We start from the raw sequence: 25,306 nt of genomic DNA, 5'->3' as shown, positions 1-25,306 counted from the left end.
TGAATATTACATATGAATTATAATTTTATATTTTACTTATTTTCGTACGCGTACGAATTAAAAACGCAACAAAAATGTTTTAATACATTTTTGTTATGTTTTTAAGAGCTTTATCTATATTATCCTCAAAACTTTTCCTTTGCCCATCATCAAAATCATACAATAATAAATCTAGAAATTCTTTTTCCATAACTTGAAGTCTTTTTTTTATATATACAGCGTCAGAAGTTAAACTAATATATACACTTCTCTTATCTTCAGCACAAACACACTTTTTTATCAATCCTTGACTTTCATACTTATTTATTATGTCTGACAAAGATGATTTAGACACCTTCCATATGTTTGATATCTCATTAAAAAGCATCTTTGATCCGTCCTCTGATAGGATATTAAATAAAGTTGCATGATTTTCTAATATAGGTAAATGCTCCTCCTTTATCTTTTTTTTAAAAAATTTAGTGGACGCTTCATTAATCTTATTTATTTTACCAATGGTGAATTTACTTTTCATTTTCGTCACCTCATTCGTTCGGCTCCGAATTAATTATATGATTTTAACTTTTTTTTGTCAATATACTTTTTGTAAATTTCGTTACTTACCTCAATAAGTAACGTCTTTATATAACGTTACTTATTGAGGTGTTAATGAATAATTATAAATTTAATTCCTTGCGAATAAAATCTGCCATTTCACGAATCTTCTCATTTTCATTATTTGAGGAATTTATAATATATGTCTTGTAACTTTCCTTATAATTATTACGCATATAACATAATACATCTATCTTCCATTTCCAAAGTTCCTCTGGTGAAAGGTAAAAGAATTTTGGCTGAACTTTCTCACGATAAAAATCTTCATCCATATTCAAAATATTCTCTGGAGTTAGTTCAGAAGACAGCTCAGCGAGTCCCGGAAATTCTTCAACCTCCTTCCACTTTCCTTTATTCATTGGACATACATCTTGACAAATATCACAGCCATAAATACAATTCCCAAAATTTTTGCTTAGTGGCTGCTGTGGTAAATTACGACCTCCAAATGTTGTCAAGAAAGAAATGCAGGCAGTTGGTGTCATGGTGTACGGAGCAGAAAGTGATTTAGTTGGACAGGCAGACATGCATCGATTACAACCTTTTGGGCACTGGGGCACATCCATTGTTTCTTTTAACTCAATTTCTCTGTCAATTAACCATGCTTCAATATGAACCCATGATCCGGACTGCGTGTACAAGAAATTATTTCGTCGTATAATTCCAAGCCCAGCTTGTAAGGCTGCCCAGCGCATACCTACAACTCCAAACTTCTGATTGGTCACTACCTGCAAACCAAGGTCCTGCATATATTTTTCCATTGCTCTATTATGTTGATATTCTTCTGTATTTGCATCTATACGTACATCAAATAAATATGCCTTTGCAACATGATCCTTAACTACCTCTGGAATTTTATATTTTCCATATGGGACTGTCATTACTACAACAGATTTTGCCCAGGGATACTCTTCCAAAGGATTAGCTAGCCTTTGTTGGGTTTGATAAAATTGTGCAGATTCTGGTACCTTTTTAATTCGCTCCTCAAGCTTTTCTTTATATCCTGACAACTTATTAATTGGAATAATGCCACATTTTTCATAGCCAAGTTCATAAGCTTTTTTTTGAATCATTTGTTCAATTGTATTCATTACTTTGTCACTTCCCTAGAAATTTATTTTTTATATGTATATGCATATAATATTTTATTAGTTGTCTTTTGTCAATAATATTATTAGAGAATGAAAGCGACAACAAAAACATGGATTCTCTGCAGAGTGCAGTAAAATCCATGTTTCTGTTAAAACCCGTTTAATACTTATTTTTTATTATTAAATTATACAAACTGTACAACTTCCTCTATTGACTGTCTAGTTTTGGGATATGGTTCATTTTTACGATATCCAAAGCTTGCCATAACTGAAACTCCAAAGTGTTTTGTATCTATGATATTATTTTCTTCTAATATTTTTTCCACAGCTTCTATATTGAATCCTTCAATTGGACATGAGTCAATCCCTAAAAATGCAGCTGTTGTCAGCATGTTTGCCATTGCAATATATGTCTGCTTAGAAGCCCAATCATATAAAGCACGATCACTTTCCAAAAGTTTAAAATCACTTCTCTGAAAATTCTCGAAATACCCCTTCCTTTCTTGAGCTATGTTACTAGGCAATTTCTGTACTTCAGTCATAATTTTCATTATATAATCAGAATTATATAATGTATCAATTTTTTTACGCGCTAGTAAAATTACAAAATGACTTGCACCATTAAAACTGTTTTGTGCTCCCCATGCCACTGGATACAGTTTTTCTTTGATTTTTGGATCCTGTACAACTAAAAATTTCCATGGTTCAAATCCAAAAGAACTTGGTGAAAGTCTTCCTGCATCCAATATTGTATTAAAGTCTTCCTCCGACACAACTTTTGTAGCATCAAACTGCTTGCATGCATGACGAAACTTAAATGCATCCAATATTAATTGATTTTTATTACTCATTTACAATCCCCTCTTTCACTTTACCCATTTACTACCATCCGTAAAACTCCATCTGAGTGCAAGTTTCACTTTATCCTATCTCAAATATATCACACCTGAATATCATATTGAAGTACGCACATTTTTTATATATAGTATATTAAAACTATCTTAAGTATCAATTTTATACCATAGTAACAGAGTTAATGTTAGCCGTACTCCATTCGTCCAAAAATTCAATTGTTTCTTTCCAACAATCTACACAAGCTATTGCCCATTCTTCCAAGTTACCATCACACTTATCTAACGTGGAAATAGATTGATATGGTAATGTAAGCATATGACCCGATTTCTCATAACTTAAGTGCTTGAATCTAAATTTAAAGTTATTTTCAGTTAATCTTTTAATAACTGTCTCGCAATGCAATAACGATGGCCATATAGAATCCGATGACGAAGATAATAATAATATTGGTCCATTTATTTTCTCTACTTTAATGCTAGATTGATTTAGATCGCCTTTTTTAATTATCTTATTATACATCCATGTCATAAGATCTTTTTTACCAAGTATTTTTCTGATCATCATTTGGCAAAGGATTAAAAAGGAAAATTTCAAATACGGAACTTCATTCCCTCTATATGTCCATGATGAATGACGACTTGGCATATCATTTTTTAATCCCTCATATACATAACAACTCGGTGTGTTTGCTATGACACAAGTCAGTTCTGGAAAAAACGACGCCGCAAGCAACGCCAGTTCTCCACCTTTTGATCTCCCATAAATGGCAATTTGATTTTGATCTACAGTGTTTTTACTTTTCAACCATTTAATAGAATTTTCTATAATTTCAAGTGGTATTCTATCCAAATTTCGTTTAGTTCCATCAAGTCCAAAATAGCATACCGCCAAGGCCGAGTAGCCTTTTGATGCAAATACTTGAGATATCGCCTGTGCCTTTTCAATTCTTCCATCGCTTCCACTTAACACAATAATCGCTGGTCTTTTTTCTGACTTCTCGTGAGTAAAGTAACGTGCTATAAAATTGTTCTCTATAATAGTTTCACATTTTATTTTTTCATCGCAGAACATTCTGATATGCTTTTTTGATGCTAGGATTTGATTGTTTACTTCAACTGTAAAGTTAACGGTATAGTTCCTTGTTGCAGGTATTTCTTGGATGTTTTGAGGTGTTTTGTGTTTATGCAATTCTTTTATTTTCATAGAATAAAAAAGTCCCATAGCATTGCACTTTTCATAAGTCCCCTTCATTGGTATAGCGTTTCTAAGTTGAATACTGCCATTATCATCCGCTATAAAAACTCCATAAGACTCCCACTGGGAGTTTTGCCCTTGTTCTGACATTCCAGCATTGATGCAGTAATAATCCTCGCTAACCGCACGAAATAAGACCTTCCGATTTTTGGGTAATCCACTTATTGTAATATCAACAGTTTCATTAATATAGGATATTTCTGGAACAATGGTAATTAAGCAATTATTCTCATTCATCTTTCTTCCTCTTTTCTTTTGTCAATAGGAACTTTTTCATCAAATCCAATCCACTGACTACCGTCAAATGTAGCAAATTTCTTTAACAAACTCCATAAGATCTTTAATTCCTCTTCATCAAAGTCTTTGAACATTTGTTTTAATTGTTCATTCCCTTTTTCATAGTATCTTTGCAAAAAAGATCGACAATTTTCTACTATTTCAATATTTACTGCCCTGTTATCAAATTTGTTTTTACTAATCATAACCATGCCTTTTCGTTCAAGAACAGACACCAATTTTTTTGCATTTTGTTTGGAACAGCCCATTATATTGGCAATCTGGCTATATGACACATTGTTTTCAGGTAGATGTATAATTGATAAAAGTGTCATCCATTGTCGAACAGTCAATCGTTCATCTAACTCATCACCTTTTGTTTGTATTTTGTTAGAAATGAAAAATATAGTTGATAGTATTTGTTGTAGGTAATATTGCTTCATATTTATTCTCCTTAAAGTCTCACAATATAGACAACTTGTTGTCTATATTGTATAGCATTTATTTTCCGTTTGTCAAGAATAAACAAATTAATATAATTAAGAAAACTATGAATACGTTTATGGTTCTAGCTAAAATAGCTACTTTTATAAATTTTTTATATATTTTAATCTTGGTTTTTTGTCACCATTTTTTTGTAACTCCAGTTTTGACTGCCCAAATAGCCAATTGTGTTCTATCTCTAAAATTAAGTTTATTTAATATATTGCTTAAATAATTTCTAACAGTTCCTTCTGATAATCTCAGCTTTTTTGAAATTTCTTTATTTGATAAACCAAGCCCAACGCACTTTATTATATTCCATTCTGTGTCGCATACATCATTTAGATTTTTTTTGGCACCAACCTGAATAGAGATGTCACCTTGAGCCATTTGAGAAAATAGTTTAAAAACCTTAGCCGTTATATCTGAATTTGTCATGGCCCCTCCATTTGAAACAGTGTGAATTGCCTTTACAAGTTCATCCATTGAAACACCCTTAAGTAAATATCCGCTAGCACCATATTTTAAAATATTAAATATGTATTCATCATCATCAAAGGCAGTAAGCGCTATAATTTTAATGTTTGGATAAGATTCTTTTATAATTTTTGTACATTGAACACCATTCATTTCCGGCATGCAAACATCCATTAATATTACATCCGGTTTGTACTTACGTACTAATTTAATTACTTCTTTTCCATTACATACAGTTCCCACAACTTCAATATCTTTATTTGCACTTAAAACAATTTTCAAGCTTTCCCTAATTAGCTCCTGATCATCAGCAATTAATACTTTAATCACTTACGTCACCCCATATAATTGAAATATTCATAATTATTAAAAACCATCGCTGTCATAATATTCCCCGGTCACAATTTATCCCTCCTTACCATGTTTATATAATTTTTTATAGCTTGTCCATTAACTTCTATCTTTACATTTTATTCGTTTAATTGTACCTTCATAACTTATGATTGTCCATTTGTTGATTTTAATTTTTGTTTAATGATATAATTCTTTTCATTTTCTTTCATTTATGGACGAATGAATAAATTGATAATTTAAAAAACAGTATCTTAAAATATCAATTTTATTTAATATTTCAAAATACTGTTTTTTAATTATTTATGTTTAATACACTATCTACCATAGCTAACATGTTAATTTTATTTATTACTAATAATTTTTAAAATGTTATTCACATTTTTTCTACCATTTCTTATTGCCAAATTAATTAGAAGACATGCTACAACACAAACTACAGTAAATAAAATGCCAAAAACTCCAAAAGCAAATTTAATTTTAGATCGTGACAATCCATAATAAGCTATCACAATACCTATACTAGACAATCCCATAGCACTTACAGACCACCTAGATAAATTTTTTAAAAGCTTACTTTGCTTCTCTGCTTCATAAAACATTTGTTTTTTCTCTTCATCTTTCATATTAACTCCTCATATATAGTTACTCGCTACTTGGATATTAAATTATACATGTATCATAAATGGCCAAAACATAGCTTTTTGAAACATGTATAATTTAAATTTAGGTGCGATAACCTTTTTTATTAATAAGTTAATCCTGGATTAAAGAATCCTACGAGTACTCCAAGAAAAGCTATTATCAAAAATATTAACATTACTATTGTAGGAGATATTTTCTTCTTTGACATAAGCCACCATGCAAAAATTACAGCTGCTGCGGAAAGAATTTTAGGAAAAACACCATCTAAAGTTTTTTGCAAGTCTATAATTACTCCACCACGTGAATTATACATTTTCAAAGATGTATTGATGTTTACCCAAGTAGCAGCAACTGCGCCAATTACTATAGTTCCAACCATAATTACAGATTCACGGACAGCAGTAGCTTTTTCTCCAACAACCATCTCAACAGCTTTACCACCTAGCTCATATCCTTTATAATAAGCCCATCTCATTCCAAAAATCGCTATAGCATTCCAAACTACAATATAAAATATTGCTCCTAGAGGAGAACCTCCTGTTGAAAGTCCTAAGCCTATACCTAAAAGTATTGGTATTAAAGTACCTACTATTAATGAATCTCCAATACCTGCTAAAGGTCCCATAAGTCCAGCTCGAATACCATTTATCATCTCACCATCAATGTTTTCATGATTAGCCCTTGCTTCTTCAAGACCAGCTGTCATACCAACAACTAATGTTCCAATCTGAGGTTCTGTATTAAAAAATGCCTTATAAGTTTCCATAGCTTCTTTTTGTTCTTCTTTTGTTTCGTATAAATCATTAACGATTGGAAGCATTGCACAAAGATAGCCAAAAGTTTGCATATGTTCTTGAGAAAAACAAGTTAAATTTCCATAAAACCAATTTCTAAAAGATTTGCTTAAAGCTTTCTTAGATACTTTTTTCTTTTCCATACTATATGTCCTCCTCATCATCATCGTTACCCGTGGCCTTAGCTACAGCCGGTTTTTGCAGTTGAAGCATTCTTATTCTGTAATTAATTAGTGCAAAGAAAATACCTATTATTGCTGCTCCAATTAAATTAACTTTCATGACTGCTGCCAAAGTGAAGCCTAAAAAGAAGGTTACAAAATCACTTGATTTTAACACAACCTGTTTTAGCAATATTGCAATTCCTACTGCTGGAAGTAAACTTCCTACTGTAAATAAAGTTTTCATTGGTATGCCATTCATTGGCAATGCTACCTTCATAATTTTAACCATGCTAGAACCCATTCTTGTAATAATAAGTGCTGGAATAAAACTACAAATAATGTGAGAAATCCATGGTAATCCCATATCAACTAAATAAAGCTTTTCAAACTCACCCTTATCTACTGCTTTCCATCCTATATGCTGCCATATCAAGTTTATAGTTGCTGTTCCATAAAATAAAACAGTTCCTAAAGTTCCAACTGCCGCACCTAATGCAGTTGCCATTTGAGCTGCCTGTGTAGAGCTTGGATTTAATCCCATTCCTTTAATTGCTACTACAGCTAGAGGAATACCAATATAACTGATTGCACGTACATCTGCAGATACAGTTCCACCTGGCGTAACTAATGCAATATAAACGACTTGAATTGCTGCTCCAACTATAATACCAGTTTGCACATCACCTAAAATAATTCCAACTACTAAGCCTGCAACTAAAGGTCTTCCTAAAGTATAATTACCAAAAGTAGTGCCACCCATGCCAGGCATACTTGCCAGACATGCAAATAATCCAAATAATGTGGCTTGAATCCAATTTATTTCCATAATAATTCCCCCCGCTAGTATATTAAATACTATTTAAAACCAAACTGGCCTCTAAACTTTTTCCAATTTCCTATTGCTTCCTCTTTAACAAGTGCAAATTCTACACTATAGCCAGCTTGCATAATAGCTTCAAAAGCTTCAGCTTCTTTCTGATTTATAGATTGATTGTTTCCTAACTTTACCGTACCCGGTCTATCGTTGCATGGTCCTACAATAACTTCTTTAATACCGGGCTCAAACTTATCTTCAACCAAAATCTTAGACATAAGTATAGGTTCTTTTGTAATAAGAAAATACCTTGTATCACTTTCCAAAACCTTACTGCATTTTAATTTCCAGTGTTCATAAGTCCATACAAATGTTTTTTTGCCACTTGCACTTTTATAAGCTGCTTTTAATACTGGATTATTAGCAGCTGCATCATTAACAGCTATTATTCCATCACATGGGTATTCTAAAGCCCATCTTGTACATGTTTGCCCATGTATCATCCTATCATCTATTCTTAAAAACGAAATTGACATTTTTTACTCCCCCTAAATATCTTCTTCCCCTGTATCAATTAGTTTAAATTCCTTTATTGACTCACCTGCTGTTTCAAATAACGTTTTCTTTAATTCTTCTTTACCCATGGAATCTTTCATCAAAATTGTCGTCAATACTGTAGGCAAGTTCATGCCACCAACTACAAGTGTTTTTGATAATAATTCTTTACCTGCTAATATATTTACTGCTGTAGTTAAAGGTGAACCTCCAATAATATCACCAAAAAGAATAATTTCATCTTCATTTGTAATATTTTCAATAACTGTCTCAAATTTTTCGCCAAATTCATCAGTACTCATTCCATCTTCTAAACCTTGAAATTTTACGCCTTCTCTCCCTTTACCTGCAAGCATTGACACTGCATTGTAAAGTCCTGCTGCAAATTCTCCATGACTTACCAATATTACATATCTCATTTTTTCCCCCCTTTAAATTCAAACAAAACTTAACATACCAATATTGCAACTAAGTGATAATTTATATGCATATTTTAAAATTTAATTAAACCGGTTTATTTTAATAAACGTTTACATTGTTAATTTTACTAATATTCATTTTAATAATCATCTATAATTTGTCATTAATATACGATTACAAATGTAATATTTTGCATGACATTTGTAATTGTTTTCATAAAATATCTTGTGAATATTTTGGAGAATATAATTGCCACCAAAAAAACAATTTATGGTGGCAATTAATTTTTCATTTAATTTTGATTGCTTGTAAAGTATTTTACGACGTTGAATGCCAGGTCACAATGAGAGGAGAACGGTCAACCAACCGTTTATAACTGTATTTTGGGTAACCAACTATAATTCCACCTGTAACTATTAGATTTTCTGGTATATCTAATAATTCCAACAATGGTTGATAGCCAGATCTTGCACATGTTTCGACAAGACCTGTCCAACATGTTCCTAATCCTAGACTTGGTGCAAACAATTCAGCATATGCAAGAGAAAAATGTGTATTATCTCGTCCACGCATAAAATTTTTCTCAGAGAGTGCTAAGATAAAACATGGTGCATTTCGCAAGATTACATCTTGCCCAGTTTTATGATAGTGTTCCGCCAAATCGACAAAATTATCTGAAAATGGTTCCTTGTTGATGATTGCTTCATCCATCCAGGCTATTGTAGCTTGGGTAATAGATTGAAGAATACTTTTGTTATCTATAACCATGTATTGCACACTTTGTGAGTTGTTGCTTGAGGGTGCTAGTCTGGCGACATTCAACAACTTCAAAATTTTATTTTTAGGGATGATATCTTTTTTGTATGCACGGATTGACCGTCTGGATCTAAGAAATTTTTCTGCTATTTCAGCATTTAAAACTTGAAATGTGTCAAGCGTAACTTGATTAGTAAGTGGTGCGTGAGTATGATTCAATGCTGCTCTAGGACAAATTGCACCACACTGACCGCAATCGATACAAACATGTCCAGCATCAACAGGAATCCTTTTATCAGTCATTCCAATATAATTTTTAGGACAAATCTCAGCACAAATGCCGCAACCAATACACTTTTCTTTATCCACATTAAGTAAAATCATTAAAATTCATCCTTTCTTTTATAAAAACATATTTAATCCTTCTTGTATACATATTTCAGACTTATATAATAATAGATTTTATATAAGACACCGCATTCGTAATATAAGAGCGCGGTGTCTAGCCTTTATTTATTCTACTTGTTAGCGTGTTTTTCCAACAATGTTTCTCCACCAATACCAATACTGTTAGGCTCATACTCTTCAATGAAAACAGTGAAAGAGCTTGAAGGAGAATTTGTAACCTCAACAGCTGCAGCTGTTAATTTTTCAATCAATTCTTTTTTCTTTTCTGGCTGAGTTTTTTTCATTTTCATTGTAATTACTGGCACAATAACACTTCCTTTCAATTTAATTAAATAATTAGCACTGTGCTATTAATATAGTAGCATGCTATAAAATAAATAGCAAGCATTTTATTATTTTTTAATATCTGGATTTTTAATAATTACCAATTGAACTATTTCTCTCATTAATATTTTTGAGTTTTCTTTCAGCAATTCAAGTATACGAATATCTGCTAAATCCAGCTTCAATATTATTTCTTCCACCCTGTCTCAATATTTCATATATTAATTTTTATCTTGCCGCATCTTTATGTTTCAAAATATATCATATGATGTAATTTAAAATTTTTCATTATACGCTTGCTATATAAATGATAGCATGCTATGATTTATATAGCATAATGTCAATATTTTGTCATGAAAGTAAAAAATATTTATGCCAGTTTTAAAAAATCATCATAGACAACATAAGGGGGATTAAAAATATGTCAGTTCCACATCCAGGGAAACCAGTTCGTGGTTCCAAATCAGGACTTCCTATTATGGCCCTTTTCGATCTTTTAGGTAGAAATTGGGTAATGGGTATCATCTGGAATTTGCAGGATGGCTCCACTACTTTCAGAGAACTTCAGCAACGATGCGAATCTATTTCTCCTGGGATATTAAACAATCGAATCAAAGAGTTAAGAGAAGCCGATATTGTAGAGCGTACTATTGAGGGATATCAATTGACCAAACGTGGAAAAAAACTTATGGAATTATTGCGTCCATTTGGTGAGTGGTCACGTAACTGGTCAAAGGAAGTATTCAACTATACCAAGGCACCTAACAATGAAAAAAAGGATGATATGTAGTATATTTATTACATTTTAAAATAAATGATGAATTTAAATGAATTCTAGACATAAGAGTAGCATAGCACCTACCAATTTTTTGCATATATTATACCTATTTTTCAATATTTGAAATAACAAAACATATAAGTAAAGAAGGTAATTTTTATGGTTCATTTGCTTACACCCTTAAAAATTAATAATCTTGAGCTAAAAAACAGGCTAATAATGCCTCCAATGGCAACATCAAGCGCTGGATTACAAGGAGAAATAACTTCGACTCTTTTGCAATATTATGATGAAAAAACACGTGGCGGATACTTTGGTATGGTAATTACAGAACATACTTTTATTTCAGCAGACGGGAAATCCAGTTTACACCAAATTTCTTCTGCTAACAACAGTATGCTTTCGGGCTTGCGACAGCTTTGCGATGTCATTCACAGTAATAGATGTCCTGTTATCTTGCAGTTAAACCATGCGGGAAGTGGTACTAAAAGAAATGTTATAGGTTCTCAGCCGATTGCTCCATCGGCTGTTATAAATCCTTCAAAGTCAAATCTAGAACTCCCGTACGAGCTGAAATATGACGATATCCAAAAAATTATAAGTAATTTTGCTAATGCGGCTTTGCGAGGGAAGCAAGCAGGTTTCGATGGGGTTGAAATACATTCCTGCCATGGTTACTTATTAAATCAGTTTTTGTCACCACTTACCAATAAAAGAACTGATAAATATGGAGGCAATATTAAAGGCAGGATTCTTATTCATCTTCAAATACTGAGAGCGGTTCGCAATGCCGTTGGCAATGATTTTCCTATTCTATTCCGTCTTGGTGCTACTGATAATATGGATGGCGGACTTAGCTTAGATGATTATATTGTAGCGGCAAAAGAACTAGAAAATGAAGGTGCTAATATGCTTGATATATCCGGTGGAATGTGTCGTTACACAGTACCTGACTCGGAAAAATCAGGATATTTTATTAAACAGGCAAAAGCAGTCAAAGGTGCTGTTTCAATCCCTGTCATTATAACTGGAGGTATTAGAACAATAGAAACGGCAGAATTGCTTCTGCAAAATAATGTTGCAGATTTAATTGGCGTCGGAAGACCTGTCTTTAACGATTCAAATTGGGTCAAAAATGCAATTAATAAATATGATTCCGAAAATAAAAAAACACTACTCACTTTTTGATTGTAATAAAAAGCACTCAACCAAAATGATTGAATGCCCTTTATTATATTTAAAACTTGGTTTAAATGAACTGCAGTTGTTATTTGATAAATATTTATAAATTCGTCTCAGAAATTTCCTTAATTTTTTTGTTCATTTCATCGAATCCAGCTTTTGTGTTATCTAGAGAGTTCTTTAAAAGAGGTACTAATATACCATAAAATTTTTCACGTTGAATAAAAGTTGTGGTTCCATCGTTATTATATATTAATTCAAATATATGTTCACCATCGAATAACCCTGATATAAAAGTATGACCTAACCAGCGAAGTTCTTTGTTAGGTACAAATTTTAGAATAGTAGGCTTAAAAATCATACCCTTAGAGTTAGGAGGAACCATTTTCACCTCTATTCTATTACCTTCTCTTGGAATTCCTTTAAAATATTTAATAAACGGATTCCAATTAGGATAAGCATCAAAGTCCGTTAATATTGCCCATACTTTGTTTACATTTGCATTTATTATTATTTGAGTTCTAATTTCCTTCATAACATTCATCTCCTATATTAATCTATACTTAACCCTTTTAAAATAAAATTAAGTAATTCATTTATAGTAGTATTAATATTTATAGAGGTTGCATTAGTATTTGCAGATTCAATAAAATATTGATTTTGACGAGGAAAAATTGCAACGGACATAGTAAAGGATAATGCATTATCGATATTTTCAAATCTAAATATTCCTTTTGATTTTCCTTCAAGTAATAATATCTTTACACGATTCCAAATTGGAATTAGTAATGTTTTGAGTTTATCACATCTACTGCTATTTAAAATAATTTCATGATGAAGTATTTTAACTAACTGTGGATCTTCGAATCTAAGTCTTATTATATAATTTATTATTGATTTAAATTCATCAATAATATCCGAAGATGTTATATTAGTTTCAGTATGATAAGTGTCCTCCATAAAATGATCAAACATTGAGAAAAACAAATTTTCCTTACCACCAAAATGGTAAGCTATTAAAGAAATGTTTACTCCAGCAGCATTAACAATTTCTCTTGTAGATGTGCCATCAAAACCTTTTTGAGCAAACAATTCTTTTGCGGCTGCTAATATTTTGCCTTTTGTTTCACTATTATCCATAAAGATCACCTCAATTAATTTATTTATATTAATATCCATTTTACAAAACCTATATTTTTTTTATTTGGATTAGGTAAGCTTTCTTTTATAGCGTAACCGATACTATGCCCCGTGTTGGGAGCATTATACTTCTTCCATCTCCAAATATATCTTGACTGCTATGGAAGTTGTAAAAAATGCTCCAGAGGAATATTCTATCATTTCAACATTAGTTATCATCGAAATGGATTATGGACATACTTCAGCAATTACTCCTAGAATTTTTTTATCTTTGAGTAGCCATTCATCTGAACTAATAAATATTTTCTTTACATCACTATGTTTGTATCCAATAGCTTCTAATTGTGAAGTTGCATCTAATTTTTCTCCTTTAAATAATTAAATCAATCGATTGATTTAATTATACGTGCGAGAGAAGTATTTGTCAATAACATTATGATGTTAAAACACCACGTTTCGTAATATAAGAACGTGGTGTAAGATTTTGAATGAGACTTGGTAACCTCAACAGCTGTACCAACCTAATATTCACCTATTATTTTTCTTGCATGACTACTTCCTGTTCTGGCCTTTTACGCATTGTTAAGAACAACGTTGGAATTGCAGCTACAACAGTAAGCCCAATTGCCCACCAAAAAGAAACATTGAATGCACCTGCAACTGCATGAAGGTCTGAGCCTACATGTCCAACCATATGGCGCTGAAGAACAGTGGCAAGAATAGCTGACCCAAAAGCCCCACCGATGGTCTGAAAAATCCTTGTAGCAATACTTACGTGTGGAATCTGTTCTTTTTGAAATCCAATATAAGCAGACATCATGATTGCTATAAACAAACCACCAAGCCCAGCTCCTCTGATTAGCAAGGCAATGGAGAGAATAACTAAATTTGTATCCGTACTGGCAAAAGCAAATGGCAGCGTACCGATTGCAGTAGCAGCGAGACTCATAAGCACAATATTACGAGAACCGTCACGATCAGCCACTTTTCCAACCCAGCTTCTTGTGAGCAGCATTCCTATGCCTTGAGGAATCATCCACAAGCCAGCAGACAGGGCACTTGCACCACGCACTTCCTGATAATAAAGTGGTAGTATCAACATAGCCCCATTCGTGATAATTCCGCTAAAAATCAGTAGGATATTGGAAGCAGTAAAATTGACGGATTTGAACATCCGCACATTCAAAGCCGGTTCCCGTTTCGTATTCAGAGCATAGATTACGTAGGATGCCATCAAAACGATACCGATAATAATAGGAACATAGACCGCCCTGCTGCTTAAGCTCCCATGTTGGGCAATTTGGGCAATTCCATAGATCAGAAAAGCAAATGCAGGAGAGAGCAGTAGCAGACCTACCACATCAAGGGAATTTTTCTTCTCAGAAAGTTTATCTGTCGGTATTCCCCACAAAGCCAACAAAATTCCTACAATGCAAATGGGAATATTAACCCAGAAGATTGCACGCCAGTTCAAACCGCTGACGATAATTCCTCCTAACACTGGACCGAGTATTGGCCCAAGGACAGCTGGTATGCTGACAATGGACATTATCTTTCCAAGATTACGTCCTTCAGCAACTTGTACAAGCACTGTTTGCAGTGTAGGCATCATTAAGCCGGCACCGATTCCTTGAATAATCCGAAAAGCAACCATACTTCCTATGTTCCATGACAACATACAGCATATAGAGCCCATTAAAAATATTATCAATGAAAAGATGTAGGTCCGCTTGCCTCCAAAACGTTTGGTGGCCCATCCTGAAATCGGAACAGCCAGTCCCATAGCCAGAACGTATCCAGTTGTAATCCATTGAACGATAGAAATGTCTGCTTTCATATCAGCCGCGATTGTATGGAGCGCTACATTAACCATGGTTGAATCAAACAGTGGCGCAAGCGCACCAACCACCAAAATAATGGCAACTCTGAGTACTTGATCAAACTTTTCTTTTTTTAATTTTTCATTAGGTATTGTATTCATATGCAAATTCCTTTCATAACTGCTGTTAAGAAACGTTTGAGTTTCTTATAAATCCATGATATAATAAAAATATACTTTTGTCAATAAGGTACTTTTGTGTTTCTTATGTGAAAATATTAAAAAGCTCATTATACCTGAAACTTGGAGGAAAATAAAAAATGAATGAACAAAAAAATGGTACACGACGACGTGGAGAAGCCCTAGAATACGCCATTCTTGAGGCAGCTTGGAAGGAATTTACCGAAGTCGGTTATAATAGTCTGACAATGGAAGGAGTCGCAGCACGAGCAGAAACGAATAAAGCCGTGCTTTATCGTCGTTGGTCAAATAAATCTGAGCTTGTCATCGCCGTTCTGCACAAATATCTTCAAAATTCATCAAATGAAATCCCCAACACAGGAAATCTACGCAATGATGTTTTTTATTTTTTACTGGAACTAATAAAACCTTTGAAGAAGATAGGGACTCAAGCGATAATAGAGCTTCTTGCCGAACATATAGGAAGTACCATAATTTCTTCAATACCTCATCTTATCCAGCCGGGAGCAGAAAACAAACTTACAGCAGCTATTACAGCTATCCTTAAAAACGCTGAACTACGTGGCGAAATCAACCTTGAAAAGTTAAGTATGCGCATCATTTCATTACCTGTAGATCTAGTGCGTTATGAATTGCTTACCAGAAAAGAACCTATATCTGACGAGGTTATAGAAGAGATTGTTGATACTATTTTTATTCCTCTTGTTCATGTGCAGGCAGGTATTATGAAATGAGAATAATTTTTTTCTTTGAGGTTTAAATTGATCACCATTTATACTACTCTTAAATGGGGGTGCGGACATAAAGTCGGACTTCAATAGGGCTTCGAAAGGAGCTTGTGAAAGATGATACTCATGAAAAAGTTGATATTGCATTGAAACTATATCATCGATGCGATCTGTAACGAAAACAGTACGGACACTATGGTATCCTACTAAAAGGATTCATGATGAATGTAAGCAAGAAAAGCAAAGAAAGGTAATTGAACTCATTAATACTAAAACGCATCCACGAAATCCATCTGTTGAAGTAAAAATGGATGCATTACATCGTTGCTTTAAATTGGGAGAAAGTATAAAATCAGTATCACAAGATATTGGTTATACAAGAGCCAGTATTTATGCATGGCGAAAAAAGTATCTTAAGAAGGGTGCGGTTGCATTAATGAACAAGAAAAATATCAAGCCTGAAACTTTAAAAGAAGGTTCAGTTGCATTCAACACTGAAGTTGAGAATTAAAAGCTCATATGGTTGACATGCAACTTGAAATAGATATTTTGAAAGAAACAATAAATGTATTAAAAAAGACCCAGGCATTGACCAGACAGTTCTCAGTAATCTGGAAAAGGTAGTGATAGTCGATGCTTTGAAGAATAAATACTCACTGCCACTTATTGCTGGATAAACTTGAGTTTTCAAAGAGTTGTTATTATTACCAAGAGAACGTCCTATCAAAACCAGACAAATATGCCCAATTACGTAAACGTATAAAGGAAATGTTCAACGAAAACAAAGGGCGCTATGGTTATCGTCGTATTTATGGGCTTTTAGGAAAAGAAGGTTGTATGGTTTCAGAAAAAGTTGTCAGACAAATAATGAAGCAAGAAAATCTAGTAGTCAAAATTCGAAAGAAGCGAAAATACAGCTCTTATAGAGAAGAAATATCACCAGCTGTTTCAAATGTTATATAAAGAAATTTCCATGCGAATAAACCAAATCAAAAATGGCTAACTGACATAACAGAATTTGCTATTCCTGTAGGGAAAGCATATCTGTCTCCAATCGTTGATTGCTTTGATGGTTTATTGCCATGTTGGGCAATCAGTACTTGTCCAGATTCAAATTTAGTAAACTCTATGCTCCATAGCGCCATTGCTCTTTTAAACAATGATGAGCATCCTATAGTTCATTCTGATAGAGGCTGCCATTACAGATGGTCTGGTTGGATAGAAAGAATGGATAAGGCAGGACTGACGAGGTCAATGTCTAAGAAAGGATGTTCTCCGGATAACTCCGCTTGCGAAGGTTTGTTTGGACGATTGAAAAACGAATAAAAATACCATTAGGAAATATGAGTCCTTAGGAGTACAGACAAAGCCTTGGATTTGCAGCTTAGCCGGTCCAAGAAAATGTCCGCCCCCCCTCACAAAGTGCATAAGAAATGCCACTAACAAAATTGTAACATCAACTTATACATTTTAATTATTTAACCTGTCTACTTGACAGAGGTCGGTTCATTTAAAAATTCTTCATTCTAATGTTAAATAAAACCACGTACTTTATAAGCTAAGGATGGTAATGGGATACTTAATAAGTTCAGGTATTCCTGTACGATCCTTTTTTACCGTTTACTCGGCATGAGCAATCTATTTTGCCACTCCATCTATTTTTAATTATACCTTTAACTGTTAAATTGTTTTTTCCTTATCATTGAACATAAATCAAGCATTCTGCTGTTTTCCCCTCACTTTTTACAGTTATTATTGCTGTACCAGATGCTACTCCAGTTACTTTCCCACTTGCATCCACTGTTGCTACTATTGGATTGCTACTAGAATATACAATATCTAAACTGCTCATGTCTACATTGGAACCATTCCCACCATTTGTAGCAGTTATACCTAAATTAATGGTCTGCTTTACAGCTAAAGAAGCTCCTAGATTAATGTTTAAGTTATCTAAGTTCTGGAAAAGTACATCCTGAAAATCTGCTGAACCATCCAATACATCAAGTCCTACATTCCCACCAATATAACCAGTTACATTTATATCAAATACCTTTGTACTATCTAAGTAAGCCTTAATATTTGTTCCACTTGTTACTACTTTTAGTTCGTACGATTTATTACTACTTATCGTTTCCTTAGCCTCAGGTGCTAAATCTTTACCATCTTTTTTATTGAATAGACGAACCACTCCTTTACTTGGATCAATATTAAACTCATAAGCTTTTGCTAGATCTTTACTAGTTCCAAATACTAGTCCTGCTTCTCCATCTTTAGTTTTACTAGTAGAAGCTATATTACTTACCTTAGCTTCATAAATTAAGTTTTTAGCATTTTGGGCCGCCTTGTATAGTGCATTAGAAACAGTAGCAGTACTTGAACCTTGCATTCCATATGGTCCAATTTCTCCCCAAGTTCCTGTAGTTCTATATTTTTTAATGTTGCTATTAAAATGAGGTACATCTATGTCATCAAGATTTATATGTCCCCAACTACTTTGACTTTCATCCGCAATTTCTAAATATACCACTTTCCCTACATATTTTGAAGCGTCCCAGATAACTTGTCTTAATGTTTCACTATCTGTACCTGTTGCTGAAAATAATTTAGTACCAGTAGCACCGTCTACTAGAGCTAAATATTCTGATGTAGGATAATTTCCTCCACCAATTAAGAAGCTAATCTTTCCATCGCCACTGAGTTTAAAGTAGTCAGATTGCAATATGCCTGAATATGCATCACCATTTTTTTCGGTAGTAAGGAAATTATTTCCATCTTGATTATATGTTCCTCCCCACCATGTAGTATCATTTGAAACTTTAAATGTATTAGCGTAACCTTCAGTTTGTTTCCAACAAGAAGGAATAGTTCCTGACTCAAAATCACTTGTTGGAAGAGATGCTGGTACAGTTTTTGGATTATAAGGTAAAGTAGTATTTACATAAGGAGTAAATTTTGCTGATTTTAAAGGAGTTACTACTAAAGATTTGACTTTAGTGTCTCCACCTGTGCTATATAGCTGTATTCCTCTGCTTGAATCATCTGAGAAAATTTGATCCGTAATTGTAACTGAAGCATTATCATTATTACTTCCGAAAACTTCCACCGAGTCATTATCTACCAAAATTTGAATTTTTACATTACCATTTGCATCTGGTTTCAGTGGTGCTTCCTGTTTATTTGGCATATAATCTAGGAAATCATAGCTACTAGAGTTATAACGATTTAAAAATAATGTTGAAGTTGCTTTATCATAACCAATAGTTGTATACTGAGCTCCACCTGTTTTTACATTAATTCCAAATTCATTAGCAGTAGTTGAGTTAACATTAAATGTTGATGTAATTTCATATGTGCTTCTTGAACCTAACGACACGGTACTTCCTTTGCTTACAGTTGTATTAGCTAAAGTTTTTGTTGCAGTTTGTTGAAGACTTGCAAGTTCCTTTATAGGTTGTTGAGTAATCTTATATCCATCAGCTGTAGCTACTAATTTTTCTTCTCTTGGAATGGAATCAGCACTTCTCCAAGTAGATGTAGGTGTCTGATCTGCATATGCCCAATTGCTCATCCAACCTAATAGAATACGTCTTCCATCAGGAACATATTTTCCATATTTTGCAGTAGTTGCATTAGTCTGTGGTGTAGTATCATTCCAAGTAACTCCTGCATAAAAATCTGGTCCATAATCAACCCAATTTACTGGATATGTAGGCAATTGACTTGCTGGTGGTTGATATAGAACTGTATTATATACATGGAAATCATCTACGTCAATGTGACCCCAACCACCAGTAGCGTTATCTACTACTTTTATACGAAGCTTTTTACCAAGATATGCTGATGCATCCCAATTCACCCTTCTAACGGTAGCAGAGCTTTCACCTGATGCTTTAAACTGAGTTAATTCCTTACCAGTAGTAGCATCTTCCAAAGTAACATATACGGATTTTGGAAGATCCCCACCTGCAATTAAGAAATTGATGCTTCCATTTCCACCTAAAGTAAATACAGTTGATTCCAACGTACCTGTGCCAGCATCTCCAGCACCTCCTATTGCAGGATCCACGTAACCAGAGCAGTGATATTTACCAGATCCTCCACCCCATGTTGTATTATCTACTACATTCTTATTTGACCATTCATTTCCTGTTACTGTCCATCCTGTTAAATCACCTGTTTCAAAGTCAGGATTGGTAATGTCCTCACCTGCAGGTGCTACAGCGGTTGTTCCAGTACTTGTTGAAGTACCTGTATTTGCTGAAGCAACCTCTGAAGAATAATCACTCTCTAGTCTAGTTCCTTCTTTTCCATTGCGTGTTATTGATATCCATGTCTTTCCACTACCAGAACCTAAATCTTTAGTTAAATTTACAGTAGCCGTAGATTGACTAGCTGATACTGTAGCTGTTCCTAACATATTTCCACCAGCTTGTGCATCATAAACCTTAATAGTGTCTCCTGGAAGTAAATAATATCCTTTGACGATGTCACTAGCTCCAATATAATTTGTTACTGAAAATTTAGGATCAGCTATAAATTTACTGCCATCAAAATCTCCAACAACATACATCATTCCTGAGCCTCCTGCTGGTGGTGAATCAGGACTTGAGGATGCTCCCATGTTTATTGATAAAACCCATTTTTTATCATTATGTCCATCTACAGTCATTTGGTATAAATCCGGACATTCCCAAACACCAGCGTGAGATGCTTCACCTTCTGCTCCAAATTTTCCTGTCTCAGTCCAATCCTTTAAATTATTAGAAGAATAAAATTGTATTTCATCACCTGCTGCAATAACCATAACCCATTTGTTATGTGCATTATCCCAAGATACCTTTGGATCTCTAAAATTAGGTGTGTTTATTGGCTGAGCTATTATTGCCTTACCACCATTATATTTTGTCCATGTTTTTCCGTCATCTGTACTATAGGCCATACTTTGATACTGTTGTCCTGTAGTTGCTGAGTTAGTTGTATAAAAAGCAACCAAACCAGTATGATCTGATGTTTTATTGAATAAACCACTGCTATTATTCCAGTCTACAACCACGCTGCCTGAAAAAATGTCTCCATTTGCATCTGGTGCAAGAGCGATTGGCTCCTGTGTCCAGTTTACCATATCTTTACTTTCAGCATGTCCCCAGTGCATAGGTCCCCAAACTATATCATACGGATTATATTGATAAAATAAATGATATACCCCATGATAGTAAACCATACCATTTGGATCATTCATCCAACCAGTATCTGGTGTGAAATGATACTGCGGACGATATGTTTCACTCCTATATGCCGAAATACTTGATGTTGATGCGCTTGCTCTTACAAAATTATTGCTTGTAACAATCACAATACTGCTAATTAATAACACAGCTATCTTCTTTAATCTCATATTTACCCCCTTAAATAATAAAATCCACTTTGGCAATTTTCATAGCTGATATAAGTTCATCTCACTTCAAAACGTTTTCAATAACTGTCTGAAATTTTTTTCAAATTTATCTGCACTCATTCCATCTTCCACCCCCTAATCTCAAATGTTTAATAACTTATATGCACAGTTCACAGATTTGACCAAACTCATCAGTACTGATTAACGTTTACATCTTTTAATTTTAATGATATTTTAATTTGTAATCTCCTATAATTTGTAATCAATATATCATTACAAATGTAATATTTTATATGACATTTGTAATTACTTCTATATAAATATGAAGTAAGCGCATCACATGATATTAAATAAAATTTTATTTAAATCATCCTGCAATACACTTACCTCACATTACACGGTATTATAATGAAAAAATTCCTCCGTTCCTATGGAACTTTAGGTGTGAATCTTTGTAATCAATTAAAACTAAACCTTAACTTTAATTTATTAACATATTATTTATATCTCTTTGCAAAATTAAAAGAGCTGTATCTAAATCCTCTTTTCCATTTATTATGTTATTCATATCATTATCTGCTTTAATCATAACAGCATTATATTTTTTAAATTTAGGAGTAACTGCTGCACTTTTCATAATATTATCAAGAATTTTCATGCTTAAAGAACTTTCTGAAGGAATGCTTTTATTTATTTCATCAATATTCTTTGGAGATTCTATTACAGCTTTTATCGGTGAAACTCCCTCGGAATATTTAAAAACATTCTTCTGCGTTTTTTCATCATAGGTTAATAATTTTAAAAATTCCCAGGAAAGTTTTTCATGCATTGTACGGCTGCTTATCCCCATAAGCAAAGTATTTAATTGAGAAACATTTTTTCCATTTGGGCCAGATGGTAATTCAATACAGTCCCATTCAAAATTGGAGTATTTCTTTATACTCCAAGGATAAGGTTTATATGTTCTATATTCCGAAAATGATAGTGGACGAAATGCTACCTTTCCCATATCAAATACTTGTGATGTCACCCGGTAACCATTGTTCACGTCGTTTAACTTTTTAACAAAGTTTACAGCCTCCTCTACCTTTTCATCTCCAAAATATGACTTTGTTCCAGCAGTATTAAATAATTTTATTCCATTAGAATATACTGCATCTTCCCATGTATAATCATAAAATCCAAATTGATCTATAACTCCATCTTTGTCTGTATCTTTCGTAACTTTTTTACAAATGTTGTAAAAATCATCCCATGTCCAATTATTCTTAGGAACAGGAATACCTTCTTTATCTAGAAGCGTTTTATTTACCATCATTAATGTTGGCACACTCTCATAAGGAAGCGCGAATTGACTTTTATTATACTTTCCAGATTCATAAGCAGATTCATAGTATTTACTGCTATTAAAATCTTTATCATTTTTAATTAGTTTATCTAAATTTTTTAATGATCCTGTTGAAGACAACACATTAAAATCATCTGGTAACACCATAAACACATCAGGTTCTTTTCCTAAAAGAATTTTCTCTGAAATCCATTCTGAAAAATCCTCTTTTAATATTCCACTTGAATATTCTATTTTTACCCCTGGATGGCTTTTTTCAAACTTTAGTATGGCACTATCTAAAATTTTATAGGTATTTTCACTAGGAGTATTCCAACTCCCACAGAATATTCCAACAGTTAACACTACGTTTTTCCTTGCTTCTAAAAGCTTTACATAAATAAAAAAACTTCCTGCTATAATTATAATTAAAATAGCTGCCACTATAGATTTCTTATACCTTTTTAAATTCATTTTTTTGTCACCATTTTTCTTATAACCCCAGTTTGAACTGCCCAAATAGCCAGCTGAGTCCTGTCCCTAAAATTAAGCTTATTTAATATGTTACTTAAATAATTTCTAACAGTTCCCTCCGACAATCTAAGCTTTTTTGCAATCTCTTTATTTGATAAACCAAAACCAATGCATTTTATTATATCCCATTCTATATCACATATATCATCTAGGTTCTTTTTAGCACCAGCCTGAACAGAAACATCTCCTTGAGCCATTTGAGAAAACAACTTAAAAACCTTAGCCGTTATATCTGGATTAATCATTGCTCCTCCATTTACAACAGTGTGAATTGCCTTTATGAGTTCATCCATAGAAACACCCTTAAGCAAATATCCACTAGCTCCATATTTTAAAGCATTAAATATATATTCATCATCGTCAAAAGTAGTAAGCACTATAATCTTAATATTAGGATAAGATTCTTTTATAATTTTTGTACATTGAACCCCATCCATTTCTGGCATACGTACATCCATTAATATTACATCTGGTTTATACCTACGAATCGATTCAACTACTTCGTTTCCATTACATACAGTTCCCACAACTTCAATATCTTTATTTGCACTTAAAACAACTTTTAAACTTTGCCTAATTAGCTCTTGATCATCAGCAATTAATACTTTAATCACTTTCATCACCCCACCTAATCGGAATATTTACAGTTATTAAAAACCCATCACTGCCTTCATATTCTAAAGTCCCATTTAATAACTTAACCCTTTCTTCTATATGTTTTAATCCAAAACCCTTTTTTATATTAGTACATCCCCCGCCGTTATCACTTATTGTTATATTCAACTGCTTATACCTCCTTATCATACTTGTATAAATTTCTGTAGCATGTCCATGACGTATTGCATTTGTTATTCCTTCTTGTACAATTCTATAAATAGTATCTTCTTCATCATGCTCAAATTTTAATGATTTTATATTTGAATTAAAAAATATTTTTGCTTTTGTAGCCTTACTTATCTGCAAAATCATATTATTTAATGCATCTTCTAAACTAGAACTTTCAAGTGCATCGGGTCGAAGTTTTTTCACGGAACGTCTTACATCTTTAATAGCTTGTCTTGCTACCTCTGCAATAACATTCAACTGTTTTTTAGTTGTCTCTGTAGATATATCTATTGTTGTTAAGCAAGCATCAATCCCAACTGATATTCCTGTAAGTGCATGCCCCAGCGTATCGTGAATTTCCCTTGCCAAGCGATTGCGTTCCCTAGTTTCAGCCATTGACTCTATCTTTGCAGCGTAATCCTTTAATTGTACATTCATAACCTCTAATTTTTCATTAGCTAAATTTAGTTTTTTATTTAATGAAGTTATCTTTTCATTTTCTCGCATTTGATCTTGAATAAGTACAATCATATATACTATAAATACTATAACATTTATAGTACTCAGTAAACTTTTTAGTTCCATTAAATAACTTCGCATATTAGCATTATAATAAAACAGAAAACTTTCAAAGGACACCATCTTTATTTTAAGCGATATAAAATCATAAACACTAAGCATATATATGATTATCATAAGAACCAAAAATATAATTTTATTGCCTTTATCTTTGGTATTTGTTACTAAATCAGCAATAATAAATAACACAATTCCGTTATAACTCATATTTAGCGCTGTCATTATTGCGACGCTTAAAAAAATCTCACCTAATAGCAAGGCAGCTGTTTGCCACTTTAAAAATGAATCTATATATTTCTTTTTTAACATGATTAATGCTATTAATATTATGTAAGCTCCTATAGCCACAATAGTTATATTCTGTGGTTTCCATGGTATAACCGTAATTTGATCCAAAAAATCCCTTGCCATAAATCCCAAACTGATTTTATATAAAGTTATAGCCATGATTCCCGAAATAAAAACTATAATGGTGAAATTTATAAAAATCATAAATAAGCTAATATAATTTAAGTTTCTGTTTGATTCCATAATTCC

27 protein-coding genes are annotated in these 25,306 nt (G+C 33.0%); 7 read left to right on the top strand and 20 right to left on the bottom strand.

The annotated features are described in order from the left end of the window. Window positions 1-79: 79 nt before the first annotated feature. The 13 genes from B8978_RS09480 to dmpI form a co-directional block, all read right to left on the bottom strand. The gene (locus B8978_RS09480) at window positions 80-514 is read right to left on the bottom strand and encodes a MarR family transcriptional regulator (RefSeq protein WP_084115537.1); all 435 of its coding nucleotides are present in this window, start codon (window positions 512-514) and stop codon (window positions 80-82) included. 142 nt (window positions 515-656) lie between these two features. Beyond that, window positions 657-1,685 (bottom strand): epoxyqueuosine reductase, encoded by a 1,029-nt coding sequence (locus B8978_RS09475; RefSeq protein WP_084115536.1) that lies wholly within the window; start codon window positions 1,683-1,685, stop codon window positions 657-659. 185 nt (window positions 1,686-1,870) lie between these two features. Then, window positions 1,871-2,536, bottom strand: coding sequence for an NAD(P)H-dependent oxidoreductase (locus B8978_RS09470; protein ID WP_084115535.1), 666 nt, complete (start codon window positions 2,534-2,536; stop codon window positions 1,871-1,873). A 163-nt stretch (window positions 2,537-2,699) separates the two neighbouring features. Beyond that, entirely contained in the window at window positions 2,700-4,031 is a 1,332-nt protein-coding gene (locus B8978_RS09465; RefSeq protein ID WP_084115534.1) for an acyl-CoA thioesterase/bile acid-CoA:amino acid N-acyltransferase family protein, read from the bottom strand. Next, complete coding sequence (locus B8978_RS09460) at window positions 4,028-4,513, bottom strand: MarR family winged helix-turn-helix transcriptional regulator (protein ID WP_084115533.1); 486 nt, start codon at window positions 4,511-4,513, stop codon at window positions 4,028-4,030. The genes B8978_RS09465 and B8978_RS09460 overlap by 4 nt, the downstream gene beginning before the upstream one ends. Window positions 4,514-4,694: 181 nt before the next feature. Further along, window positions 4,695-5,360: a response regulator transcription factor gene (locus tag B8978_RS09455; RefSeq protein WP_084115532.1), complete on the bottom strand. Its 666-nt coding sequence runs from the start codon at window positions 5,358-5,360 to the stop codon at window positions 4,695-4,697. A 365-nt stretch (window positions 5,361-5,725) separates the two neighbouring features. Beyond that, a complete protein-coding gene (locus B8978_RS09450) occupies window positions 5,726-6,007 on the bottom strand; it encodes a hypothetical protein (RefSeq protein ID WP_084115531.1) in 282 nt (93 codons plus the stop codon). 122 nt (window positions 6,008-6,129) lie between these two features. Beyond that, complete coding sequence (locus tag B8978_RS09445; RefSeq protein ID WP_084115530.1) at window positions 6,130-6,963, bottom strand: PTS system mannose/fructose/sorbose family transporter subunit IID; 834 nt, start codon at window positions 6,961-6,963, stop codon at window positions 6,130-6,132. A gap of 1 nt (window position 6,964) precedes the next feature. After that, on the bottom strand, window positions 6,965-7,810 hold the full coding sequence (locus B8978_RS09440; protein WP_084115529.1) for a PTS mannose/fructose/sorbose/N-acetylgalactosamine transporter subunit IIC: 846 nt from the start codon (window positions 7,808-7,810) through the stop codon (window positions 6,965-6,967). A gap of 29 nt (window positions 7,811-7,839) precedes the next feature. Further along, the gene (locus tag B8978_RS09435) at window positions 7,840-8,334 is read right to left on the bottom strand and encodes a PTS sugar transporter subunit IIB (protein ID WP_084115527.1); all 495 of its coding nucleotides are present in this window, start codon (window positions 8,332-8,334) and stop codon (window positions 7,840-7,842) included. Window positions 8,335-8,346: 12 nt separating this feature from the next. Next, on the bottom strand, window positions 8,347-8,772 hold the full coding sequence (locus B8978_RS09430) for a PTS sugar transporter subunit IIA (RefSeq protein WP_084115525.1): 426 nt from the start codon (window positions 8,770-8,772) through the stop codon (window positions 8,347-8,349). Window positions 8,773-9,091: 319 nt separating this feature from the next. Continuing rightward, window positions 9,092-9,913 (bottom strand): nitroreductase family protein, encoded by an 822-nt coding sequence (locus tag B8978_RS09425; RefSeq protein WP_084115523.1) that lies wholly within the window; start codon window positions 9,911-9,913, stop codon window positions 9,092-9,094. Between the two features lie 134 nt (window positions 9,914-10,047). Beyond that, a complete protein-coding gene (dmpI, locus tag B8978_RS09420; RefSeq protein WP_084115521.1) occupies window positions 10,048-10,242 on the bottom strand; it encodes a 4-oxalocrotonate tautomerase DmpI in 195 nt (64 codons plus the stop codon). 440 nt (window positions 10,243-10,682) lie between these two features. On the opposite strand from dmpI, the gene B8978_RS09415 reads away from it, so the two are divergent. Both B8978_RS09415 and B8978_RS09410 read left to right on the top strand, forming a co-directional pair. Next, a complete protein-coding gene (locus tag B8978_RS09415; protein ID WP_084115519.1) occupies window positions 10,683-11,051 on the top strand; it encodes a winged helix-turn-helix transcriptional regulator in 369 nt (122 codons plus the stop codon). A 147-nt stretch (window positions 11,052-11,198) separates the two neighbouring features. Beyond that, a complete protein-coding gene (locus B8978_RS09410) occupies window positions 11,199-12,227 on the top strand; it encodes an NADH:flavin oxidoreductase (RefSeq protein ID WP_084115517.1) in 1,029 nt (342 codons plus the stop codon). A 94-nt stretch (window positions 12,228-12,321) separates the two neighbouring features. Here the strand turns inward: B8978_RS09410 and B8978_RS09405 are convergent, their stop codons facing one another. Both B8978_RS09405 and B8978_RS09400 read right to left on the bottom strand, forming a co-directional pair. Next, a complete protein-coding gene (locus tag B8978_RS09405; RefSeq protein WP_084115515.1) occupies window positions 12,322-12,756 on the bottom strand; it encodes an SRPBCC domain-containing protein in 435 nt (144 codons plus the stop codon). A gap of 17 nt (window positions 12,757-12,773) precedes the next feature. Continuing rightward, complete coding sequence (locus tag B8978_RS09400) at window positions 12,774-13,361, bottom strand: TetR/AcrR family transcriptional regulator (protein ID WP_084115499.1); 588 nt, start codon at window positions 13,359-13,361, stop codon at window positions 12,774-12,776. Between the two features lie 151 nt (window positions 13,362-13,512). On the opposite strand from B8978_RS09400, the gene B8978_RS09395 reads away from it, so the two are divergent. Then, a complete protein-coding gene (locus B8978_RS09395; RefSeq protein ID WP_084115498.1) occupies window positions 13,513-13,743 on the top strand; it encodes a hypothetical protein in 231 nt (76 codons plus the stop codon). A gap of 153 nt (window positions 13,744-13,896) precedes the next feature. On the opposite strand, the gene B8978_RS09390 is transcribed toward B8978_RS09395, so the two are convergent. Further along, entirely contained in the window at window positions 13,897-15,342 is a 1,446-nt protein-coding gene (locus tag B8978_RS09390; RefSeq protein WP_084115497.1) for an MDR family MFS transporter, read from the bottom strand. A 158-nt stretch (window positions 15,343-15,500) separates the two neighbouring features. On the opposite strand from B8978_RS09390, the gene B8978_RS09385 reads away from it, so the two are divergent. The 4 genes from B8978_RS09385 to B8978_RS20525 all read left to right on the top strand — a co-directional run bounded on the left by B8978_RS09385 (window position 15,501) and on the right by B8978_RS20525 (window position 17,435). Next, window positions 15,501-16,115 (top strand): TetR/AcrR family transcriptional regulator, encoded by a 615-nt coding sequence (locus tag B8978_RS09385; protein WP_084115496.1) that lies wholly within the window; start codon window positions 15,501-15,503, stop codon window positions 16,113-16,115. 157 nt (window positions 16,116-16,272) lie between these two features. Further along, window positions 16,273-16,620, top strand: a complete 348-nt coding sequence (locus tag B8978_RS19510) for a transposase (RefSeq protein WP_176212661.1) — start codon at window positions 16,273-16,275, stop codon at window positions 16,618-16,620. 155 nt (window positions 16,621-16,775) lie between these two features. Beyond that, window positions 16,776-17,072 carry an IS3 family transposase gene (locus tag B8978_RS20530; RefSeq protein WP_139796020.1) on the top strand — a complete coding sequence of 99 codons (297 nt, stop codon included), beginning with the start codon at window positions 16,776-16,778 and terminating at the stop codon, window positions 17,070-17,072. Between the two features lie 45 nt (window positions 17,073-17,117). Beyond that, window positions 17,118-17,435 (top strand): DDE-type integrase/transposase/recombinase, encoded by a 318-nt coding sequence (locus tag B8978_RS20525; RefSeq protein ID WP_139796019.1) that lies wholly within the window; start codon window positions 17,118-17,120, stop codon window positions 17,433-17,435. A gap of 373 nt (window positions 17,436-17,808) precedes the next feature. On the opposite strand, the gene B8978_RS09375 is transcribed toward B8978_RS20525, so the two are convergent. From B8978_RS09375 to B8978_RS09360, 4 genes are all read right to left on the bottom strand, one after another. Next, window positions 17,809-21,504, bottom strand: coding sequence for a GH32 C-terminal domain-containing protein (locus tag B8978_RS09375; protein ID WP_084115495.1), 3,696 nt, complete (start codon window positions 21,502-21,504; stop codon window positions 17,809-17,811). Window positions 21,505-21,985: 481 nt separating this feature from the next. Then, window positions 21,986-23,305, bottom strand: a complete 1,320-nt coding sequence (locus B8978_RS09370) for an extracellular solute-binding protein (protein ID WP_084115494.1) — start codon at window positions 23,303-23,305, stop codon at window positions 21,986-21,988. Then, window positions 23,302-23,979 carry a response regulator transcription factor gene (locus tag B8978_RS09365; RefSeq protein ID WP_084115615.1) on the bottom strand — a complete coding sequence of 226 codons (678 nt, stop codon included), beginning with the start codon at window positions 23,977-23,979 and terminating at the stop codon, window positions 23,302-23,304. Before B8978_RS09365 ends, B8978_RS09370 begins: the two co-directional genes overlap by 4 nt. Then, window positions 23,972-25,300, bottom strand: coding sequence for a sensor histidine kinase (locus tag B8978_RS09360; RefSeq protein ID WP_084115616.1), 1,329 nt, complete (start codon window positions 25,298-25,300; stop codon window positions 23,972-23,974). The genes B8978_RS09365 and B8978_RS09360 overlap by 8 nt, the downstream gene beginning before the upstream one ends. Window positions 25,301-25,306: the final 6 nt, after the last annotated feature.

The organism is Clostridium acidisoli DSM 12555 (assembly GCF_900176305.1).
Taxonomy (GTDB): Bacteria; Bacillota; Clostridia; order Clostridiales; family Clostridiaceae; genus Clostridium_I; species Clostridium_I acidisoli.
The sequence above is the reverse complement of the archived record's forward strand: the minus strand, read 5'-3'. Positions and strand labels throughout refer to the sequence as shown.

What these genes read in the sequence shown, in the direction of transcription:
- B8978_RS09430 (WP_084115525.1), bottom strand. Translation starts at nt 8,772, where the DNA reads ATGAGATATGTAATATTGGTAAGTCATGGAGAATTTGCAGCAGGACTT.
- B8978_RS09450 (WP_084115531.1), bottom strand. Translation starts at nt 6,007, where the DNA reads ATGAAAGATGAAGAGAAAAAACAAATGTTTTATGAAGCAGAGAAGCAA.
- B8978_RS09360 (WP_084115616.1), bottom strand. Translation starts at nt 25,300, where the DNA reads ATGGAATCAAACAGAAACTTAAATTATATTAGCTTATTTATGATTTTT.
- B8978_RS09370 (WP_084115494.1), bottom strand. Translation starts at nt 23,305, where the DNA reads ATGAATTTAAAAAGGTATAAGAAATCTATAGTGGCAGCTATTTTAATT.
- B8978_RS09375 (WP_084115495.1), bottom strand. Translation starts at nt 21,504, where the DNA reads ATGAGATTAAAGAAGATAGCTGTGTTATTAATTAGCAGTATTGTGATT.
- B8978_RS09470 (WP_084115535.1), bottom strand. Translation starts at nt 2,536, where the DNA reads ATGAGTAATAAAAATCAATTAATATTGGATGCATTTAAGTTTCGTCAT.
- B8978_RS09465 (WP_084115534.1), bottom strand. Translation starts at nt 4,031, where the DNA reads ATGAATGAGAATAATTGCTTAATTACCATTGTTCCAGAAATATCCTAT.
- B8978_RS09480 (WP_084115537.1), bottom strand. Translation starts at nt 514, where the DNA reads ATGAAAAGTAAATTCACCATTGGTAAAATAAATAAGATTAATGAAGCG.
- B8978_RS09435 (WP_084115527.1), bottom strand. Translation starts at nt 8,334, where the DNA reads ATGTCAATTTCGTTTTTAAGAATAGATGATAGGATGATACATGGGCAA.
- B8978_RS09415 (WP_084115519.1), top strand. Translation starts at nt 10,683, where the DNA reads ATGTCAGTTCCACATCCAGGGAAACCAGTTCGTGGTTCCAAATCAGGA.
- B8978_RS09445 (WP_084115530.1), bottom strand. Translation starts at nt 6,963, where the DNA reads ATGGAAAAGAAAAAAGTATCTAAGAAAGCTTTAAGCAAATCTTTTAGA.
- B8978_RS09405 (WP_084115515.1), bottom strand. Translation starts at nt 12,756, where the DNA reads ATGAAGGAAATTAGAACTCAAATAATAATAAATGCAAATGTAAACAAA.
- B8978_RS09385 (WP_084115496.1), top strand. Translation starts at nt 15,501, where the DNA reads ATGAATGAACAAAAAAATGGTACACGACGACGTGGAGAAGCCCTAGAA.
- B8978_RS09400 (WP_084115499.1), bottom strand. Translation starts at nt 13,361, where the DNA reads ATGGATAATAGTGAAACAAAAGGCAAAATATTAGCAGCCGCAAAAGAA.
- B8978_RS09410 (WP_084115517.1), top strand. Translation starts at nt 11,199, where the DNA reads ATGGTTCATTTGCTTACACCCTTAAAAATTAATAATCTTGAGCTAAAA.
- B8978_RS19510 (WP_176212661.1), top strand. Translation starts at nt 16,273, where the DNA reads ATGCGATCTGTAACGAAAACAGTACGGACACTATGGTATCCTACTAAA.
- B8978_RS09440 (WP_084115529.1), bottom strand. Translation starts at nt 7,810, where the DNA reads ATGGAAATAAATTGGATTCAAGCCACATTATTTGGATTATTTGCATGT.
- B8978_RS09460 (WP_084115533.1), bottom strand. Translation starts at nt 4,513, where the DNA reads ATGAAGCAATATTACCTACAACAAATACTATCAACTATATTTTTCATT.
- B8978_RS09475 (WP_084115536.1), bottom strand. Translation starts at nt 1,685, where the DNA reads ATGAATACAATTGAACAAATGATTCAAAAAAAAGCTTATGAACTTGGC.
- B8978_RS09390 (WP_084115497.1), bottom strand. Translation starts at nt 15,342, where the DNA reads ATGAATACAATACCTAATGAAAAATTAAAAAAAGAAAAGTTTGATCAA.
- B8978_RS09425 (WP_084115523.1), bottom strand. Translation starts at nt 9,913, where the DNA reads ATGATTTTACTTAATGTGGATAAAGAAAAGTGTATTGGTTGCGGCATT.